General features: G+C 56.9%; 25 protein-coding genes. 13 read left to right on the top strand and 12 right to left on the bottom strand.

Annotated features, from left to right (window positions below):
- The first annotated feature begins 103 nt into the window (after nucleotides 1–103).
- Nucleotides 104–1468, top strand: a complete 1365-nt coding sequence (locus tag AC2FJF_RS05525; RefSeq protein ID WP_496723640.1) for an MATE family efflux transporter — start codon at nucleotides 104–106, stop codon at nucleotides 1466–1468.
- Between the two features lie 11 nt (nucleotides 1469–1479).
- On the opposite strand, the gene AC2FJF_RS05520 is transcribed toward AC2FJF_RS05525, so the two are convergent.
- Nucleotides 1480–1881, bottom strand: a complete 402-nt coding sequence (locus tag AC2FJF_RS05520) for a hypothetical protein (RefSeq protein ID WP_496723639.1) — start codon at nucleotides 1879–1881, stop codon at nucleotides 1480–1482.
- A 10-nt stretch (nucleotides 1882–1891) separates the two neighbouring features.
- Nucleotides 1892–3094 (bottom strand): pyridoxal phosphate-dependent aminotransferase, encoded by a 1203-nt coding sequence (locus AC2FJF_RS05515; RefSeq protein WP_496723637.1) that lies wholly within the window; start codon nucleotides 3092–3094, stop codon nucleotides 1892–1894.
- A gap of 91 nt (nucleotides 3095–3185) precedes the next feature.
- On the opposite strand from AC2FJF_RS05515, the gene AC2FJF_RS05510 reads away from it, so the two are divergent.
- From AC2FJF_RS05510 to AC2FJF_RS05500, 3 genes are all read left to right on the top strand, one after another.
- Nucleotides 3186–3578 carry a helix-turn-helix domain-containing protein gene (locus AC2FJF_RS05510; protein WP_058274142.1) on the top strand — a complete coding sequence of 131 codons (393 nt, stop codon included), beginning with the start codon at nucleotides 3186–3188 and terminating at the stop codon, nucleotides 3576–3578.
- Complete coding sequence (locus AC2FJF_RS05505) at nucleotides 3575–3832, top strand: succinate dehydrogenase assembly factor 2 (RefSeq protein ID WP_496723635.1); 258 nt, start codon at nucleotides 3575–3577, stop codon at nucleotides 3830–3832. The genes AC2FJF_RS05510 and AC2FJF_RS05505 overlap by 4 nt, the downstream gene beginning before the upstream one ends.
- 78 nt (nucleotides 3833–3910) lie before the next feature.
- Nucleotides 3911–4408: a MarR family winged helix-turn-helix transcriptional regulator gene (locus tag AC2FJF_RS05500; RefSeq protein ID WP_186437453.1), complete on the top strand. Its 498-nt coding sequence runs from the start codon at nucleotides 3911–3913 to the stop codon at nucleotides 4406–4408.
- Here the strand turns inward: AC2FJF_RS05500 and AC2FJF_RS05495 are convergent, their stop codons facing one another.
- The 3 genes from AC2FJF_RS05495 to AC2FJF_RS05485 are packed head-to-tail and all read right to left on the bottom strand — an operon-like array spanning nucleotide 4409 to nucleotide 6257.
- Nucleotides 4409–5131, bottom strand: coding sequence for a DUF1194 domain-containing protein (locus AC2FJF_RS05495; protein ID WP_496723633.1), 723 nt, complete (start codon nucleotides 5129–5131; stop codon nucleotides 4409–4411).
- A complete protein-coding gene (locus AC2FJF_RS05490) occupies nucleotides 5128–5832 on the bottom strand; it encodes a DUF1194 domain-containing protein (RefSeq protein WP_496723631.1) in 705 nt (234 codons plus the stop codon). The genes AC2FJF_RS05495 and AC2FJF_RS05490 overlap by 4 nt, the downstream gene beginning before the upstream one ends.
- Nucleotides 5829–6257 carry a VOC family protein gene (locus AC2FJF_RS05485; protein ID WP_496723629.1) on the bottom strand — a complete coding sequence of 143 codons (429 nt, stop codon included), beginning with the start codon at nucleotides 6255–6257 and terminating at the stop codon, nucleotides 5829–5831. Before AC2FJF_RS05485 ends, AC2FJF_RS05490 begins: the two co-directional genes overlap by 4 nt.
- Before the next feature lie 175 nt (nucleotides 6258–6432).
- On the opposite strand from AC2FJF_RS05485, the gene thyX reads away from it, so the two are divergent.
- On the top strand, nucleotides 6433–7344 hold the full coding sequence (thyX, locus tag AC2FJF_RS05480) for an FAD-dependent thymidylate synthase (protein WP_496723627.1): 912 nt from the start codon (nucleotides 6433–6435) through the stop codon (nucleotides 7342–7344).
- Between the two features lie 229 nt (nucleotides 7345–7573).
- Here thyX and AC2FJF_RS05475 read toward each other — a convergent pair whose 3' ends face one another.
- Nucleotides 7574–7780 carry a cold-shock protein gene (locus AC2FJF_RS05475; RefSeq protein ID WP_010439113.1) on the bottom strand — a complete coding sequence of 69 codons (207 nt, stop codon included), beginning with the start codon at nucleotides 7778–7780 and terminating at the stop codon, nucleotides 7574–7576.
- 215 nt (nucleotides 7781–7995) lie between these two features.
- Here AC2FJF_RS05475 and AC2FJF_RS05470 point away from each other — a divergent pair, with 215 nt between their 5' ends.
- Entirely contained in the window at nucleotides 7996–8313 is a 318-nt protein-coding gene (locus tag AC2FJF_RS05470) for an ArsC/Spx/MgsR family protein (protein WP_496723625.1), read from the top strand.
- Between the two features lie 39 nt (nucleotides 8314–8352).
- Nucleotides 8353–8721, top strand: a complete 369-nt coding sequence (locus AC2FJF_RS05465; protein ID WP_496723624.1) for a hypothetical protein — start codon at nucleotides 8353–8355, stop codon at nucleotides 8719–8721.
- A gap of 1 nt (nucleotide 8722) precedes the next feature.
- On the opposite strand, the gene AC2FJF_RS05460 is transcribed toward AC2FJF_RS05465, so the two are convergent.
- The 5 genes from AC2FJF_RS05460 to thrS all read right to left on the bottom strand — a co-directional run bounded on the left by AC2FJF_RS05460 (nucleotide 8723) and on the right by thrS (nucleotide 13407).
- A complete protein-coding gene (locus AC2FJF_RS05460; RefSeq protein WP_282169248.1) occupies nucleotides 8723–9241 on the bottom strand; it encodes a DoxX family membrane protein in 519 nt (172 codons plus the stop codon).
- Nucleotides 9238–9999 (bottom strand): HvfC/BufC family peptide modification chaperone, encoded by a 762-nt coding sequence (locus AC2FJF_RS05455; RefSeq protein WP_496723623.1) that lies wholly within the window; start codon nucleotides 9997–9999, stop codon nucleotides 9238–9240. Before AC2FJF_RS05455 ends, AC2FJF_RS05460 begins: the two co-directional genes overlap by 4 nt.
- Nucleotides 9996–10853 carry an MNIO family bufferin maturase gene (gene bufB, locus AC2FJF_RS05450; RefSeq protein WP_496723621.1) on the bottom strand — a complete coding sequence of 286 codons (858 nt, stop codon included), beginning with the start codon at nucleotides 10851–10853 and terminating at the stop codon, nucleotides 9996–9998. Before bufB ends, AC2FJF_RS05455 begins: the two co-directional genes overlap by 4 nt.
- A gap of 70 nt (nucleotides 10854–10923) precedes the next feature.
- Nucleotides 10924–11226 (bottom strand): BufA1 family periplasmic bufferin-type metallophore, encoded by a 303-nt coding sequence (locus AC2FJF_RS05445; RefSeq protein ID WP_058275886.1) that lies wholly within the window; start codon nucleotides 11224–11226, stop codon nucleotides 10924–10926.
- A 222-nt stretch (nucleotides 11227–11448) separates the two neighbouring features.
- Nucleotides 11449–13407: a threonine--tRNA ligase gene (gene thrS, locus AC2FJF_RS05440; RefSeq protein WP_496723619.1), complete on the bottom strand. Its 1959-nt coding sequence runs from the start codon at nucleotides 13405–13407 to the stop codon at nucleotides 11449–11451.
- A gap of 195 nt (nucleotides 13408–13602) precedes the next feature.
- Here thrS and AC2FJF_RS05435 point away from each other — a divergent pair, with 195 nt between their 5' ends.
- The 6 genes from AC2FJF_RS05435 (at nucleotide 13603) to AC2FJF_RS05410 (ending at nucleotide 17204) form a co-directional block, all read left to right on the top strand.
- Nucleotides 13603–14352: an alpha/beta fold hydrolase gene (locus AC2FJF_RS05435; protein WP_496723873.1), complete on the top strand. Its 750-nt coding sequence runs from the start codon at nucleotides 13603–13605 to the stop codon at nucleotides 14350–14352.
- Nucleotides 14349–15344: an alpha/beta hydrolase gene (locus tag AC2FJF_RS05430; RefSeq protein WP_496723617.1), complete on the top strand. Its 996-nt coding sequence runs from the start codon at nucleotides 14349–14351 to the stop codon at nucleotides 15342–15344. Before AC2FJF_RS05435 ends, AC2FJF_RS05430 begins: the two co-directional genes overlap by 4 nt.
- The gene (locus AC2FJF_RS05425) at nucleotides 15344–15772 is read left to right on the top strand and encodes a VOC family protein (protein WP_496723871.1); all 429 of its coding nucleotides are present in this window, start codon (nucleotides 15344–15346) and stop codon (nucleotides 15770–15772) included. Before AC2FJF_RS05430 ends, AC2FJF_RS05425 begins: the two co-directional genes overlap by 1 nt.
- 17 nt (nucleotides 15773–15789) lie before the next feature.
- Nucleotides 15790–16404, top strand: a complete 615-nt coding sequence (locus AC2FJF_RS05420) for a hypothetical protein (RefSeq protein WP_496723869.1) — start codon at nucleotides 15790–15792, stop codon at nucleotides 16402–16404.
- An 84-nt stretch (nucleotides 16405–16488) separates the two neighbouring features.
- Nucleotides 16489–16743, top strand: coding sequence for an alpha/beta fold hydrolase (locus AC2FJF_RS05415; RefSeq protein WP_496723615.1), 255 nt, complete (start codon nucleotides 16489–16491; stop codon nucleotides 16741–16743).
- Entirely contained in the window at nucleotides 16743–17204 is a 462-nt protein-coding gene (locus tag AC2FJF_RS05410; protein WP_496723613.1) for an alpha/beta fold hydrolase, read from the top strand. The genes AC2FJF_RS05415 and AC2FJF_RS05410 overlap by 1 nt, the downstream gene beginning before the upstream one ends.
- On the opposite strand, the gene AC2FJF_RS05405 is transcribed toward AC2FJF_RS05410, so the two are convergent.
- A complete protein-coding gene (locus AC2FJF_RS05405) occupies nucleotides 17195–17779 on the bottom strand; it encodes a DUF6151 family protein (RefSeq protein ID WP_496723611.1) in 585 nt (194 codons plus the stop codon). The two genes, AC2FJF_RS05410 and AC2FJF_RS05405, sit on opposite strands and share 10 nt — an antisense overlap.
- Between the last annotated feature and the right edge of the window lie 2 nt (nucleotides 17780–17781).

Here is a 17781-nt window from a genome sequence, read left to right as displayed (position 1 = left end):
ATAGTCCTCTTAGGTAACATTTGAACCTGCGGGTGTAGTCTCAAGGTGAAATTTCGTCGTTCGCCTCTTGTCCCGGCCTCGGGCCGGGCATAAGGCTGTTCGGATGAGTAAGGTGATGACATATGGTGGCCACTTCCGGGCCATTTCTGTACTGGGCCTGCCGCTGATCGGCGGGCACCTGGCCCAATTTGCTATTGGGTTGACGGATACGGTCATGCTGGGTTGGTACGGTGTCGAGGCGCTGGCCGCCGTGACCTTGGCCAGCAGCTATTTCTTTGTGTTGTTCCTGTTTGGGGCCGGATTCGGTTTGGCCGTCATGCCGATGGTGGCGACAGCAGCGGCTGAAGAAGACGAAACAAGTATTCGCCGTACAACGCGCATGGGGTTGTGGTTGTCGCTTATCTATGCGGCCGTCATGATGCCAATGCTCTGGTGGTCGTACCCTATTTTCCTTGCGTTGAAGCAGGACCCGCAAGTCGCTGAAACCGCGTCCCAGTACCTCAGGGTTGCTGGGTGGGGCCTAATTCCGGCGCTTTTGGTGATGGTGCTGAAATCCTATCTGGCCGCGTTGGAGCGGACCCAGATCGTTTTGTGGATCACCGTGGCCGCGGCAGTGGTCAATGCGATCACCAACTATGCCCTGATCTTCGGCAATTGGGGTGCCCCTGAACTGGGCGTGATGGGTGCCGCCATCGCGTCGGTTGTCACTCAGATCGTATCGTTGGTTTGCGTGGTGATATACGCCATGCGCGTTTTGCCCGAACATAGCCTGTTCCAACGGTTCTGGCGCCCGGATTGGGAGATGTTTCTGAGCGTTCTCCGCCTTGGCGTCCCGATTGGCCTGACAACCCTGTCCGAGGTCAGCCTGTTCGCAATGTCAGCGATCATGATGGGCTGGCTGGGTCAGGTTCCGCTGGCGGCACATGGCATTGCACTTAATTTGGCATCCGCGACGTTCATGGTGCATCTGGGGTTGTCAAACGCTGCGACGATCCGGGCAGGGAATGCGTTGGGCCGGAAAGATAGGCCACATCTGGAACGCGGCGCGATTGCGGTGACGGGGATGTCTTTGGTGATCTCGGTCGTGACTGTTATCCTGTTCCTTGCCTATGCCGAGCCTTTGATTTCCCTGTTCATGGAACCGGATGACCCGCAGCGTCCGGAAATTATGATGATCGGTACAGGTCTGCTGGCCATGGCGGCTTTGTTCCAATTGGTGGACGGCGCACAGGTCATTGCGTTGGGGCTGCTGCGCGGCTTGCAGGACGCAAAGGTCCCGATGGTCATGGCCGCACTCAGCTATTGGGGCGTGGGGATCACGTCGTCGTATTACTTCGGCTTCGTCTTGGGCATGGATGGAATCGGAGTCTGGCTGGGCCTTGTTCTGGGCCTGGCCTGCGCAGCGGTTATGCTGATGGCGCGGTTCTGGATGCGGTCCGTCCGCGAGGTCGGTGTGCCCGCCGAGTAAGATTCGGCGGGTCAGTCTTTGCTGAAGCGGTCTGCCTTTTTTCGCACCAGGACAGAACGTAGATCATGCATGGCCAGCAGCAACCGGTCGGTAACGTCTTCCAGCTGCTCTGGTGTTGCCTTGGATTGCGCCCATTGCGTGGTGAGGTTCAGATAATCGACAGCCCGATGAATGTCGTCGATATCGCGCTGGGCAAGCAACGTTTTTCGCGCCTCCATCCAACGGGCAATCTCGGCCTTGTCGGCGTCGGACAACGTGCGTTGGCCTTGCGGTTTCACCTCGCCATTGCGGATGTTGATGACCGCGATCTGATCCATCTCGATCCGGCGCTGGCGGTTTTCAGTGTCGATCCTGAAAACCGCCGCACCATTCTCGCGAACGCGGAAATAATATTCGGGCAGTTCCGACGTCATTTGCACTTACTCAAGTCAACGACGCGCAAAAGCGCTGGATGCGGGTGCAAGCTTCGGTCAGCGCCTCGTCGGAGGTCGCATAGCTGACCCGAAAGTTTGGCGACAGGCCAAAGGCCGCACCGAACACGACGGCCACGTCCACCTCTTCCAGCAATGCGGTGGCAAAAGCCTCATCCGAGTCGATCACAGTGCCTGCGGGGGTGGTTTTGCCAATTAGCCCGGCAATGGATGGATAGACGTAGAACGCCCCCTCGGGCGTCGGGCAACTGATGCCGTCGATATCGTTCAACATGCGCACAACAAGATCACGGCGGCGTTTGAACGTTTCGTTGTTAGGGGCCAGAAAGGACTGCGTGCCGCTCAGTGCCTCCACCGCCGCCCATTGGCTGACCGAGCAGGGGTTCGAGGTCGATTGCGATTGAATCTTGCGCATTGCGGCGATGATTTCGACCGGTCCTGCTGCGTAGCCAATGCGCCAACCGGTCATGGCATAAGCTTTGGAGACGCCATTGCAGGTCAGCGTCCGGTCATACAGGCGGGGCTCGACTTCGGCCGGGGTGCAGAATTCGAACCCGTCATAGGCCAGATGTTCATACATGTCGTCGGACATGACCCAGACATGCGGATGACGCAACAGAACATCGGTCAGTTCTTTCAGCTCTTCACGGCTATAGCCTGCACCGGTGGGGTTCGACGGTGAGTTGAAGATAAGCCACTTGGTCTTTGGCGTGATCGCAGCCTCAAGCTGATCTGCAGTCAGTTTGAAGTTGGTCTGGATCGAAGTTTCCGCGATTACCGGAGTGCCTCCGGCCAAAAGCACCATGTCGGGATAGCTAACCCAATAGGGTGCAGGGATCACAACCTCATCGCCCTCGTTCATCGTGGCCATCAGGGCATTGTACAAAGTTTGCTTGCCGCCGGTGCCAACCGAAATCTGGGCAGGCGTGTAATCCAGGCCGTGGTCACGCTTCATCTTGGCGCAGGCGGCTTGCTTTAATTCTGGGATGCCGTCAGGCGCTGTGTATTTGGTCTTACCGGCTGCGATGGCCGCTACTGCCGCGTCCTTGATATTCTGCGGAGTGTCGAAATCGGGCTCGCCCGCGCTTAGGCCGATGACATCGCGCCCGGCAGCTTTCAATTCGGCCGCTTTAGCGGTTATCGCAATGGTGGGCGATGGCTTCACGCGTGACAGTGTCGCAGAAAGGAAACTCATGGTCGGCCTCGATTTGTATGTTCAGCTTGACTGTCATAGGGTGCGCTCGAATGACGATCAAGCGATATGAATTATGGAATTGGAGAGCCCGATGAACGATGAGAATGACTGGTACGGACCGGACTCTGCGACATTCGGGGACAGGCTGGCAGGGGCACGCGAAGCGGCTGGTATGACCCAAGCCCAGATGGCCCGCCGGCTTGGCGTAAAAAAGACAACAATTGCAGCCTGGGAAAATGATCTGTCCGAGCCACGCGCGAACCGTCTTTCCATGATGGCAGGCATGGTAAACGTGTCGATCATGTGGTTGCTGACCGGTGAAGGCGAAGGCATGGATGCCCCCGTCGAAGCGGAAGAGGGCGCACCCGAGCTTGCGGATGTCGTGGCTGAGCTGCGTTCCATTCGCGGTGAAATGCGCGCCAGCGCCGAGCGGGCCGCGAAGCTGGAGAAAAGGGTGCGTCTGATGCTGGAGCAAGGTCGGTGAACGAACCACGGGACGTTCGAATAAAGCGGCTGAAAATGCGATCCATGCGGCGTGGGATCAAGGAAATGGATCTGATCCTGTCGGCCTATGCCGACCGAAATCTGACGGCCATGGAGCCGTCGGATATGGATAACTATGATGCGTTGCTGCAAGAAAACGACCAGGACCTTTATCAGTGGGTCACAGGGCAGGTGCAGCCGCCCGAAACCTATTCTGCATTGATATCGGACATCGCGCAGACCTTTCAAAAATAAAAGAAAACCCGGCTTAACCGATTTTTCGGGATTTCCATTCATCCTGCCTGAAACAGCGCGACTGAATCGGAGGATCGGATGAGTATGGAAATGCAGGTCTCCGCGCCGGGAACCAAAGGGTTCATGACCAGCTATCTTGAGGCACTTGCCTTGGTGGAACGGCTGCACCGGTTGCTATTGGACGTCATCAAGGATGAGTTTGAGCGTGTCGGCGTATTGGAAATCAACGCCGTGCAGGCCTTGCTTTTATTCAATATCGGCGACCATGAAGTCACCGCGGGTGAACTGAAAAGTCGTGGGTATTATCAGGGCAGCAACGTCAGCTACAACCTGAAGAAACTGGTCGAAATGGGGTACATGCACCATCAAAGATGCGAGATCGACCGCCGTTCCGTAAGGGTTCGATTGACCCCACGCGGTCGTGAAATACGCGATGTCGTATCCGAGTTGTTTTTACGCCACGCTGAGGGGCTGCAAAATCGCGGCGTGTTGGGGCTGGAAGGCATCGACGACATCACCACATCCCTGCGTCGGGTCGAGCGGTATTGGACGGACCAAATCCGGTACATCTATTGATCAGGGGCGCAGGGAATCTGTGGCGTCGGACAGGGTTAGCCCCTCCAGCTCGCGTATCAGTTTTCGGGTCATCGCGTCCTCATAGGCCTCAAAGCCCAAAGCGACTTCGACGAAGGCTCCGGGCCCCAGAATAACCCATGTGTTGTAATAGGCGGAAAGCTCACCGACTTGGACATAGCGTTTGTCGCCATGACTAGGATCGTCTGCTCCGATCACGAGCCCGTTGATCGTGATGCCGGTGTTTTCCAGTTCGGCCTTCACGCTGCGTGGATGAGGGCCCAGATTGTGCTTGCCGTCCCCTGACAGATCCAATGTGCGTTTCCAGCAGTTCCGTTGTTGTGACAGTAGATTAGCGCCGAACCGCATTGCCGACCCAACAGCCGTGCCCTGTGGTGCGTTACCCCGCGCGACAGTCTTCAATTGGCCGCTGATCCGTGCAAGATCTTGTGCCGTGCGGATCTCTGTCCAGTTCACCAACATGCGTTGATGGCGGGTCTCGCTCCATTCGTAGATTGCCAATCGCATAGGCGCGCCGATGTCGGACAGGATCAGTTGAACAACTTCAGGGCGTTGCAAGGCCGCAGCCAGACCGCCGGTTTGCATCCTATACTCGGCGCTGTCGACCGAACCGGACACGTCCAGCCCCAACGCCAGTGCTTGCCTGCATTCCGACGCAGCGGCGCTGGCGAACATGGAAATTATCGCGGCCAGGAGGCGGATCATTGATGTGCACCCTCCTTCAACGCACCGATCTGCAACCCTTTCAATTCTCGTTCCAGCTTGCGACGCATCGCGCGCTCAAAATCCTCGAACCCTTGCGCGATTTCCAGAAACGCGCCGGGGCCGTGCAGAACGTTGTTCTCGAAGAACGGGATGAGGAAAAGCTCTCCTTCAAAGTCCGCAGCGTTGATCACCAACCCGTTGACCACGACGTTTTGAAAGGGAAAGTGCCGGTATGCCGAATCCGGCCCATAGCCGTCATTGTTTGAGCCATCCCCTGACAGATCGATAGTTTGGAACAGGCAGGGCGGTGCTTGCTGCATCAAAGTCGCGCCAAATGCCAAGGCATAACCCATTGCCGTGGCCGAGGCGCTGTCCGAGCGAACCGATTGCTGCACCGTTGAGGCGGCAACCAGCAGGTCGGCTTCGGTGTTGATCATGGTCCAGTTCAGAATAACGCGTTGGGTGGTGCGTCCGCTCCACTCATACACGGCCAGCGCGACCGGTGCGGGCGAGGAAAAAAACGCCTCGACCACTTCCGGCGCGATCAATGCAGCCGCCAGACCCTGCCGCTGCAAAACGTCTTCGTTCTCGTCCACGGAGGTCGAGATATCCATGGCGAGCGCCAGTGCAAGCCGGCAGGTCTCGGCCCGTAAGGGTCTGGCCAGAACGGCCAGACCCAGTGCTATCAGCCAGCGGATCACCAGGTGCCGGTGCTTTCCATGCTGGCCCAGGGTTCAGCTGGTGCCAGCGCTTCGCCGTTTTGCAGCAGTTCGACTGAGATATTGTCCGGAGACCGTACAAACGCCATACGACCATCGCGCGGCGGGCGATTAATTGCGACGCCGTTGTCCTGCAGGTGCTGACAAACTTCGTAGATGTTATCCACGCCGTAGGCTAAGTGCCCGAAATGGCGGCTGTCGCTGGGCAGACTATCGTCGCCGTCCCAGTTGTGCGTCAGTTCGATAGGCCGATCCTCTTGCCCCGGGGGCGCCATGAAGATCAGCGAAAACCGGCCCTGCTCGCTGTCATAGCGGCGGGTTTCCTTCAGGCCCAGCAGTTCATAGAACGCCCTCGACTTCTCCAGATCCTTCACGCGGACCATGGTGTGAAGATATGTCAGCCCCATTGTGGCTTCCTTTCTATTCAGGTGATGGGCTGCAGCTTAGCGCGCGGGCCAAGCGTGTCGAGGGGCAGGGTGGACACAATTTGGAAATTGCGACGCTTGGTGCACATGTCGCGGTTCCTGTCTGTGAATTGCCGATATATAGTGGTGAGCGACTCATTGCTGGAAAGGAACTTTCATGCCGCTGTCCTCTGACCAACTGGCCGAGATCGAAGCGCAACGGGCGCAATCGCATCCAACACGCCGCGTTGTGGCTGAGGGGATGGAAGACCACCTCTATACCGCGCATCAGGTGCTGGATCACGGCTTTGTACGCGTCATTGACTACATGGGGGATGACGCAGCAATTTGTCAGGCGGCACGCGTATCTTACGGCAAAGGCACCAAATCGGTGCAGAATGACGAGGGGCTGATCCGCTATCTGATGCGGCACTGGCACTCTACCCCGTTCGAGATGTGCGAGATCAAGCTGCACGTCAAACTGCCGGTCTTTGTCGCCCGACAGTGGATTCGTCACCGGACCGCAAATGTGAATGAGTATTCTGCGCGGTATTCTATTCTGGATCGAGAGTTTTATATCCCTGCACCGGACCACGTGGCCGCACAATCCGAAGTGAACAATCAGGGCCGCGGCGACGCCCTGCAAGGCGAAGAGGCAGCCCGCGTTCTGGAAATGCTCAAGGCCGACAGCGCGCGGTGCTATGACAATTACGAAGCCATGATCAACCAGGATGGTCAGCAGGGGCTGGCGCGAGAATTGGCGCGCATGAACCTGCCTGCGAATATCTACACGCAGTGGTACTGGAAGGTGGATCTGCACAACCTGTTCCATTTCCTGCGCTTGCGGGCCGATCCACATGCTCAGTACGAAATCCGCGTTTACGCCGACATGATGTGCAAGATCGTCGCCGACTGGGTGCCCTTCGCGTATAGAGCGTTCGAAGATTACCGTTTGGGCGCGGTCAACCTTTCGGCGCAGATGGTTGATAGCCTGCGGCGCATGTTGGCCGGCGAAGCCGTGACGCAGGAAAACTCGGGCATGACAACACGGGAATGGCGCGAGTTCGAGGCAGTCATTCGCGAGGGTTAAAACCGACAAGACTCTTTCTTCTGATGTCATGATGCCATTTCGAGCGGCTCATGACATCAGTCATCAGTGTTATGTGTGAACGCTCGGAAATCGTGGTGTTCGGCGAAAACTAAAACACTCATGCCGATTCCAAACCGGCGCGAGGGTAAGGTTTCAAACCCTTGAGAATGGACAACGGCCGGAAATTGGCCGTTGGCCTGCTTTTAGTACCCGCAGATGACGGGGTGTTTTATAACGGCTTCAAATCAGAGGCCATTTGTCGGCCGTCGCGTCCGTCTTCCAACTCATACGAGACTTTCTGATTGTCAGCGAGTCCGGTCAGACCGGACCGTTCTACGGCCGAGATATGAACAAAAACGTCCTTGCCACCTTCGTCAGGGGCAATAAACCCATAGCCTTTCGTGGTATTAAACCATTTCACGGTGCCAGTTGGCATTTCCCGTGTCTCCTTCTACTTACACGTTGTCCCACAAATTGGTGGGGGCAGTGGTTGACGTAACCACAACACATCACCGCTTCGCCCACACGACGCGGCCCGAATTGTGTGTTTCGTCTTTTTCAACATTGCACGGTGAAGTAAAAAATCAAGAATTACTGGAAGCAGCAGGCAAAAATGCCCAAAATTCATACTAGTACAGGAACGGTCCCAAAATGCGTCTATATGGCCTGAAAAATTGCGATACGTGCCGTAAGGCATTAAAAGAAATAGAAAATATAGAATTTGTAGACGTTCGGACGCAAGGTGTTCCCGATTCTGTCCTGACAGAGGCGTTTGATACGTTCGGCGAAGCTTTGCTCAATACCCGGTCAACAACTTGGCGTGGATTGGACGCGGAACAACGCACGCGACCACCTTTGGAGCTGCTGAAGGAACACCCGACTTTGATGAAGCGCCCCTTGATCGAAAATGACGGTACGTTGTCGTTGGGCTGGACCGCAAAAACCAAGGCAAGTCTTGGCGTTACCTGATTGGGCGCTTATGTGTCTGACGTAATTATGAGGGTTTAAATGCGCAACGCATCAATGATTTTGGGCGTCATTGCCGGTTTGATCGGAATGATTGTTGGCTTTTTTGGCTATGGCTATATCGAATTCATAGACCATTACGGTGAGATCGAAGGCCTTGCTGAACAAGTGGACAACGCACAGTTCATCCAGACTGCTTCCATTATTGCACCTTTGCTGGCCATCGCGGGGGGCGCAATGGCCCATGCGCGGGCTCTGATCGGTGGAATATTGCTGCTGATCTCAGCCGTCGGGATGTATTTCGCGTTTGGTTTCAACGTCTTTACGATGTTCCCGGTGGCCTTTGCCGCCGTGGCGGGCATCCTTGGGCTGGCCGCGGGAAAGCCGGACGAGCCCAAGGCACATTTCTAGTTCACTTAATGCGCAGGATTCGGTCGGCCGAGAGCGGACCTGCGCCATTAATGACGATGACGAGGAACAGGAAAGTCCACATCATGCGTTGGTCTATCAATGAGATCGCATTGTCGAACAGGCTGCCAAGTTTCACTCCGTGCCCGGTAACGTCAGTGGCGGTCTGAACCCAGATAAAACCGATCATGCCCAATGCTGCCAGGCGTGTAAGTAGGCCAACCAGCAGCAGCGCGGGCAGAACGAACTCTGCAACGGTACCTAGGAAAATCACGATACGCTGGACAATGGTCAGCTGAGAAATATCGTACAAGGCGGCTTCGGCCGCTTTTGGAAAGATCTGACCAAACGCGCCTGCAGACGGCGAGAATATCGAACCGTCGATTTTTGTCATTGCTGAATTCCAGAAATAGAACAGCAGAACCGCGATGAACACGACCCGCGCCAGGGTCGGCGTCAACCAGCCAGAGGTCAATTCCAACCTTCCCAGGGTATTGTTGTGCAATGAGATCAGGGCAGTCATGTTGCCAGCCTTTCGATAGTCACAGAGGTTATTGCGCCGCCCTGCAAAAGCAGCGCCAGAGTGGCCCCAAGGTCAAATTCGGGGAATTCGGCAGAGGTTTGTTCAAATGCCTCGCCAATGGTAAGTCCGGCCTGAACGTGCGCGATCCAGTCCGCTCCGCCTTTGGGCAGAAAATGCGGGGCCGGGTCGAATTCGGGCCGGGTGATCAGGATATCTTCGGATCCGGGGGCAGGTTTTGGTGCACCGTCTTCTGAATTGAAGCGCCAGATCGAAAACAGCGGCCAATCTGACCGAAGAACCTTCATGGATGGCGCAAATTCCAGCTTTGCCAGAACGATCTCTTCCGGTGGGATGGCCAGCGCATCAGGCGGTGCAGGTTGGCTGTCAGCAGAGTGGTAGGACCGGCGCAGCGCCAGTTCCAGACGCGCGACGTCGGCAAGGTAGCCAAGGTGTGACAGCTGCTCCATCCCGGCAAGGAACTCAGGAAATTCCTCACCGTAAAACATCATCAGCGGTGAAGACGGGGGGTGTTTGCGCAGGAAAAGCCCGGCAAGCCCATCCATGTTCTGCGTGCCTAACAGCCGTGCGATCACTGGAAAGGCTTGATGCATCGCTTCGGTCAACGAAACAGCCACGTTGTTGCGGTAAACGCTGAACCGCCGCCCGGCAGGGCGTTCTGCGGCATCCCACAAACCGTCCGGAACGGCCGCCGACGGGTCAAGCAGGGCTGCGCGGAACGTGGTTTGCGAAACGTTCATGCTGGGATGCGGTCCAGTGCCGCCTGCGCCCGATCTGCTTCAGCCCGAAGAACGGACCAGTCGGGTACGTCCGTATCCCATTCGATCAGTACGGGTTTCGGGCCGGAACGGTCCAACACGTAATCCAGCAACGTCCACACCGGATCAACGACTTCGCGACCGTGGCTGTCGATCAGCAAGGGACGGCCATGGTCGTCTTCGTCTTCGTCATGACCGCCAAGGTGGATCTCGTGGACGTTGTCCAGCGGGTAGGCGTCGATGTAGCTCTGCGGAGAGAAGTCCAGATTGGTGGCCGACACGAAGACATTGTTCACATCCAGCAAAAGACCACATCCTGTCAGACGTGAGATTTCCCGCAGGAAGTCAGGCTCGGACCATGTGCTTTCTTCAAAAGCCAAATAGCTGGACGGGTTTTCCAACAGCATTTGCCGCCCCACGGTTTCCTGAACCTGGTCAATATGGGCACAGATTCGCTCCAGCGTTTCGTCAGTGTAGGGCAGGGGCAGAAGATCGTTCAGGAAATGACTGTCATGGGTCGACCAGGCCAGATGCTCGGAAAAGCTGGCCGGATTCAGCCACCCCACCAAGTGTTTCAAGCGCGCCAGATGGTCGGGGTCCAAGGGGCCTTCTCCACCGATCGAGAGGCCAACGCCGTGGACGGAAATGGGAAATTTTTCAGAGAGGTGGCGCAATTGCGCAAGCGGCCTGCCGCCATCACCCATGTAGTTTTCGGCGTGGATTTCAAGCCAGCCGACCGGATGCGCATGGTCCAGAATCTGTTCATAGTGCTGAGGTTTGTACCCGACTCCCGGCACTGCGGGCAGCCTGTTCGATCGAAGTGAACTATCCAGCATGTGCAAATCCTCCGGTCACGAAAAGAGGCGGGCGATTGGGCCCGCCCCTCCGATTCTCAGATGCTTGGGCTTATGCCGGCAGGTCGCGCTCCAGCGGTTCCAGCGAACCTTCGCGCGCTGCACCGTCTGCCGACTTGGGCAGCTCGATATCGGCGCAGGTTCCAGCGTCGACTAGTGTCCAGGCATTGCCCTGATAGTCAACGGTCGAGGTGCCCGCGCAGGTGGTGCCGGGGCCAGCGGCACAGTCGTTCTGACCGGCCAGCGAAACGCCATAGCATTTCTCTTTGGCTTGTGCGGAGGCGGTTGTGGCGACGCCAGATACGGCTGCTGCAACTGCGCTTGCGATAACCAGGGTTTTTGCGGTGTTCGACATCTCGGTAATCCCTTTTGATGACTGCGTATGTCTTCTTGTGACAATGACAAAGGTAGTAGCTAAATCGGGGCAGGTGAATTCACGAGCCCGTGTCTCACAACCCCGTCAAAGAGCGTAATGCCCTCTTGAAGGTTAACAAACTGTTTTTGAAATGAAAAATGGAAAATGTTTCAATCCGGCCTCTAATTCGAGGCCGGATTTCGTGCAAATTATCGCCGAATGTTACAGAAGGTCGGGCGGGGTAGCCGCCAAAGACAACTCTTTTGTTACAGCCTCAAGCGATTGAACCTGTGTCTGTTTTTCGCCAAGTCGGCGCACACTTACCGTACGCTCGTCAACTTCGCGGTGACCGACAGCCAGAATGATCGGCACCTTGCCGACCGAGTGCTCACGGACCTTGTAGTTGATCTTTTCGTTGCGAATATCCGCCTCGGCCCGCACGCCAGCGGCCTTGAGCGTTTCGACAACTTCCAAAACATAGTCATCCGCCTCGGACGTGATCGAGGCGACCACCACCTGACGCGGGGCCAACCAGAACGGAAGCTTGCCAGCGTGCTCTTCGATCAGGATACCGATGAAGCGTTCGAACGAGCCCAATGTTGCCCGATGCAACATGAACGGACGATGCTTTGCGCCATCGGCTCCGATAAAGTTGGCATCCAGACGTTCGGGCAAGTTGGGGTCAACCTGCAAGGTGCCGCACTGCCATGTCCGGCCGATCGCGTCGGTCAAGGTGAATTCCAGTTTGGGGCCGTAGAACGCGCCTTCGCCTTCCAGAACCTCATAGTCATAGCCCGCTGCCCTACAGGCATCGCCCAGCGCTTTTTCGACCAGATCCCAGCTTTCATCCGACCCGATCCGCTTTTCTGGGCGAGTCGACAGTTTGATGGTCCAGTCATGAAACCCGAGGTCAGCATAGACCTTGGACAGGAACGCAATGAACTTGGCGGTCTCAGATTCGATCTGTTCCTCAGCGCAGAAAATATGGCCGTCATCCTGCGTAAAGCCACGGACCCGCATAATCCCATGCAAAGCGCCCGAGGGTTCATACCGCGCGCAAGATCCGAACTCGGCCATGCGCAGAGGCAGATCGCGATAAGACTTCAAACCCTGATTGAAAACCTGCACGTGACACGGGCAGTTCATCGGCTTCAGCGCGTTGATCGCCTTTTCGCGGGCGTGTTCTTCGTCCACTTCGACGATGAACATGTTCTCTTGATATTTGTCCCAGTGGCCAGACGCTTCCCACAGCTTACGGTCAACGACCTGTGGCGTGTTCACTTCGACATAGCCGTCGCGTTCCTGCATGCGACGCATATAGTCCTGCAGGGTGGTATAGATCTTCCAGCCGTTCGGATGCCAGAAGATCTGGCCCGGCGCTTCTTCCTGCATGTGGAACAGGTTCATCTCGCGGCCCAGCTTGCGGTGATCACGCTTTGCAGCCTCTTCCAGCATATGCAGATGCGCTTTCAGCTTTTCCTTGCCGGTGAAGGCCACGCCGTAAATGCGCTGCAGCATCGCGCGGTCGCTGTCGCCACGCCAATAGGCGCCAGCAATGCTCATCAGCTTGAAGGCGTCGCCCGGCAGTTGGCCGGTATGCTGCAAGTGCGGGCCACGGCAGAGGTCCTGCCAGTGGCCGTGCCAGTACATGCGAAGCGGTTCGTCACCCGGAATGGCTTCGATCAGCTCGACTTTATAAAGCTCGTTATTGGCCTTGTAGAATTCGATTGCGCGCTGACGGTCCCAGATTTCGGTGGTGACGGGATCGCGCTTGTTGATGATCTCCTTCATCTTTTTCTCGATGAGGCCGAGATCTTCGGGCGTGAACGGTTCTTCCCGGTCGAAATCATAGTACCAACCGTTGTCAATCACGGGGCCGATGGTGACCTTGGTTGCAGGCCAGATTTCCTGTACCGCGCGCGCCATCACGTGCGCCAGATCGTGACGGATCAGCTCGTTGGCCTGTTCCTCATCTTTCATGGTGTGGATGGCGATCTGCGCGTCAGATTCGATGGGCCACTGCAGGTCCCAGTGCTGGCCGTTCACGGTGGCCGAGATGGCCTTTTTGGCCAATGAGTTCGAGATATCAGCAGCTACCTGAGCTGGCGTGACGCCTGCGTCATAGGATCGTGCATTGCCATCGGGAAAAGTAAGGGAGACTGACTGTGAGTCCAGGGCCATATCGGCTCTCCTCGTCGGTTTGGCGCCCACTGAACGCCCGGTTGCGGGTTATGTGTGTTCGATCCATTTGGCAGTTGCAGCATGACCTGTCAAGCACCCAACCGCGCTGTGGCCGACGCGGCGGGAGGTTCGAATTCGGGAATTGCAGCCACCGGGCAGCCGTGCATGATGAACCGCAAAAGGAAAGAGGGTGACATGGCAGCGACGGATTTTCTGGAAACGGCGCAAGGGCGGCGGCTGGCTTATCACAAAAGCGATGGGGCAGGGCCGACGATTGTATTTTTGGGCGGGCTGAAGTCTGATATGGAGGGCACCAAGGCGGTGCATCTTGAGGCTTGGGCCAAGGCGCGCGGTCAGGCATTCCTGCGGTTCGATTACTCGGGCCATGGCGAGAGCTCGGGCAAATTTGAGGACGGATGCATCGGCGACTGGCACGAGGATGCTTTGGCCGCCGTGACTGAGTTGACATTTGGGCCGATGATCATTGTCGGATCGTCAATGGGCGGCTGGCAGGCGCTTTTACTGGCCAAAGCGATACCGGACCGGATTGCCGGTATGGTCACAATTGCCGCGGCCCCGGATTTTACCGAGGACGGGTATTGGGCATCGTTTTCTGACACGCAAAAACAGGTGTTGGAGACCGAAGGGTATGTCGAACTGCCCTCGGACTACATGGAACCCTACATCATCACGAAGCGTATGATCGAAGATGGCAGGCAGCGGTTGGTTCTGCGGGACGCAATGAATCTGCCCTATCCGGTGCGTTTTCTGCAAGGAACCGCGGATTCCGCCGTATCCACCGCAACAGCCGTTCGTTTGCTGGAACATGCCACTGGTCCCGACATGCGCCTGTTGTTGGTCAAAGATGCCGATCACCGCTTCTCTGACGGGCCGTGCCTTGAGATCATCGAAAACGCTGTTCTTGAAGTAATGGCCGCGCAATGATCCTGGTGTTCGGTAAAATCATCGGTCGCGTTCTTTTTGTGCTGATTGCAGCCGGCGCATTGATCTATTGGTTTGGTCCGCGCGAAGAAGTGAACCTGAACCCGACATTTGAACCGCGCAAGTTTGGCGAGGGGGTGCAGGTCTATTTCGAAAGCGTTGAATCCGCTTTCAATAACATCACTCCGAGTGTTGAGAAACGGGTTATCTGGCGGGACGGGTTCAAAGAACAGCGCACGCCAGTTTCCATCCTGTATGTGCACGGGTTTTCCGCTTCGTCCGAAGAAATTCGTCCGGTCCCCGATATGGTCGCAGAGGCGTTGGGGGCCAATCTGGTCTACACCCGCTTGCAGGGCCATGGGCGCGGTGGGGATGCAATGGCCGAAGGCACCGCCTCGGGCTGGATGCAGGATATGGCCGAAGGGTTGGCCGCCGCCCGTGCAGTGGGCGATCAGGTCGTCGTGATTTCAACCTCCACCGGCGGAACTCTGGCTGCGGCGGCAGCAATGGACGACGCGCTGATAGAAAATGTAGCCGGTTTGGTTTTTGTTTCTCCGAATTTTGGTGTGAACACGCCCGGTGCCTGGATACCGGGCCTTCCTTGGGCGCGAAGCTGGTTGCCATTGATCATGGGGGAAGAACGGGACGTCTCGGGGCCGGATCCCGAGAAGAACAAGTACTGGTCGTCGGTTTATCCGTGGGAGGCAGTTGTGCCTATGACCGCCCTGGTTGAGACTGTTTATGCCATGGACTTCTCTCAGGCGCGTGTCCCGGCGCTGTTTTGGTTCTCTGACGATGATCAGGTTGTGCGTCCAGACTTGACCCACAAGGTGGCCGATGCCTGGGGCGGGCCTGCAAGTGTTCAGACGGTAACGATGGGGCCGGGCGATGACCCATCGTCCCATGTCATTGCCGGACGTTTGATGTCTCCGGGACAGACCGATGCCGCCGTCGCTGGAATTCTGGCATGGTTGAAAGAGCAAGGGATCGAATGATGGAACAGCGCGTCAGCCTCATCACTGTCGGGGTGGAAGACCCTGAAACCGCCGCTGCATTCTATGAAAAGATCGGCTGGAAACGTGTCGACAGCCCGGACGGTGTGATTGCCTTTGATCTGATCGGGCAGACGCTGGGGCTGTATCCTCTGCCGGCACTGGCCGATGAGATTGGTGTTGACGTGGGCACCTTGGGCCGTGGGGCGCTGACGCTGAGCTATAACTGCCGGTCGAAGGAAGATGTCGCGCAGGTCCTGAGCAAGGTCGAAGAGGCCGGTGCCGAGGTTCTCAAACCGGCTTCGGATGTGTTCTGGGGCGGGCATCACGGTTACTTCCGCGCGCCCGACGGCACGGTATGGGAGGTCGCTTTCAACCCGTTCTCACCTCTGGCCCCTGATGGGGCGTTTCGCTGGAACGGGTATGGGTGATGCGTAAGCCGGGTAGCATGTGGAGCCTTGAAACTCTTGGCCGCGTGCGCCTGTCCAAGCACTTTTTCATGCGGGATTTCTTGTATTCCGAGATTGGAAATTTCCATGAAAAACAAAATCTTCCCGACAATCCCGATCTTGCCATCGAAACCGGCCGAGCCTTTTGCCTGACGTTGCTGGACCCGTTAGAAGAGACGTTCGGACGCGTGGCAGTCCGGTCCGGTTACCGATCGCCGTCGTTGAATCAATTTGGCAATGAAAACCGGCTGAACTGTGCCCGAAATGACAATCCGCTGGAATGCCATATCTGGGACTGGGGCACCGGCGATGATCGGATTGCTGGGGCGTCGATTGTCATTCCGTGGTTCGCGGATCGTTACGCGGAAGGGCGGGATTGGCGCGATCTGGCGTGGTGGATGCACGACCATCTGGAGTATTCCGAGATTTGGTTTTTTCCAAAACTCTGCGCCTTCAATCTGGTGTGGCGACCAATTCCCATCAAGCGTATCGACAGCTACATCGTCCCGCGCGGGTGCCTGTTGCGTGCGGGCGAAAATCCGGGCGAAGACCTGAAGACTCGTCAAAAGCGCTATGCGGATTTTCCCACGTTTCGCGGTATTGCCTATCCGTGAAGTTTAACTTGCCCAGGCCGAAAAAACCTCTCATCCTGTTAAAAAACAAAGCCACTCAAGAAGCTGAGATGAAGGAGGCCGCGATTGATCGAGCCGCTGGTTCTATTGCCCGGATTGATGTGCGATTCTAGGGTGTTTGCCCCTCAGATCGCCCACTTTTCTCGTCAACGCGCGGTCACGGTTGCACCGGTTTCGTTGGGCGAGCGGATTGAAGAGATCGCATCGGGCCTATTGGATCAACTGCCCCATCGTTTCGCACTGGCCGGGTTGAACATGGGCGGCGTCGTGGCCTTGGAACTTGTTCGCCGTGCACCTGACCGAATCTCGCCCTGTGTCTGATGGCGACGGATGCGCAGGCCGACACGCCCCAGATCGCAGCGACGCGAGAAGAGCATATGGTCGGCGCGAAGGCCGGTCGGCTTGAAGAGGTGATGCGAAAAATCATTGGGTCAGACACACTGGCCCCAGGGCCAAGACGTGTTCCCATCCTAAATGACGTGATAACAATGGCTCTGGACCAGGGGGCGGATGTCTTTGACCGGCAGATGCGCGCTTTGCAGCGGCGCGCTGATCAGCAAGGGGCGCTGAGGACGATCAAGTGCCCCACGCTGGTGCTGTGTGGGGCGCGTGACCTGCTGTCACCTGTGCGCAAACACGCCTTTATTGCGGAACTGATCCCGGATGCCGAACTGAAAGTGGTTGAGGACGCGGGACATTTGCCAACCCTCGAGACCCCTCAGGTCGTCAATGAAGCGCTTGAGAACTGGTTAAGCACACCTACGCGGGTCACTTACGGATAAAGGGCTGCGCGTTCGGATTTGCTGAGGATCACAGGTTCGGCAACCGGGTCAAAAGTGCCTGGGTCGAAGAAGGGTGTGTTCTTCCAACTGCCTGACACCCGCGATTTCGCGACACGGGTCACTAGCCCATATACGGCTGACCCAATCTTTTCATGGGTCTGTTTGCCGTATCCTGTGGGGATAAACCCGCGCGTGGTGATCGGCCCCAACCCACTTGGGTCGGGGATACGTTTGACGATAAAACCCGCGAATGGGAACTTCGGCGTTGTTGGTGTGGTCGCCAGTGGCGCATTGCAGCAACTGGCATACCAGCGCATCATCCCTTTGGGGCTTAGTTGCATCAGCGCGAGATGCTCTGCGCCACCGTCGAAATGGATCTCTTCCGGAAGCATCTGCAGGATTTCAACAGGACCGGGGGCAGGATCGGGTTGCCCAAAGTACAATTGCGCCGCGCGGCAATCGTGACAGTAGCACACGACATGTGTGCCGTGTTTCACGCCTGCGGCGCTGATCCGTCCATGTAGGGAACCGCAAGAGCAGGAAAACGGGGTCTCTTTCACCGTCTTCCTGCTCATCG

Source organism: Ruegeria sp. CDSB013 (genome assembly GCF_059611165.1).
Note: the sequence above shows the minus strand (reverse complement) of the source record. Positions and strands in the feature narration are given on the sequence as shown.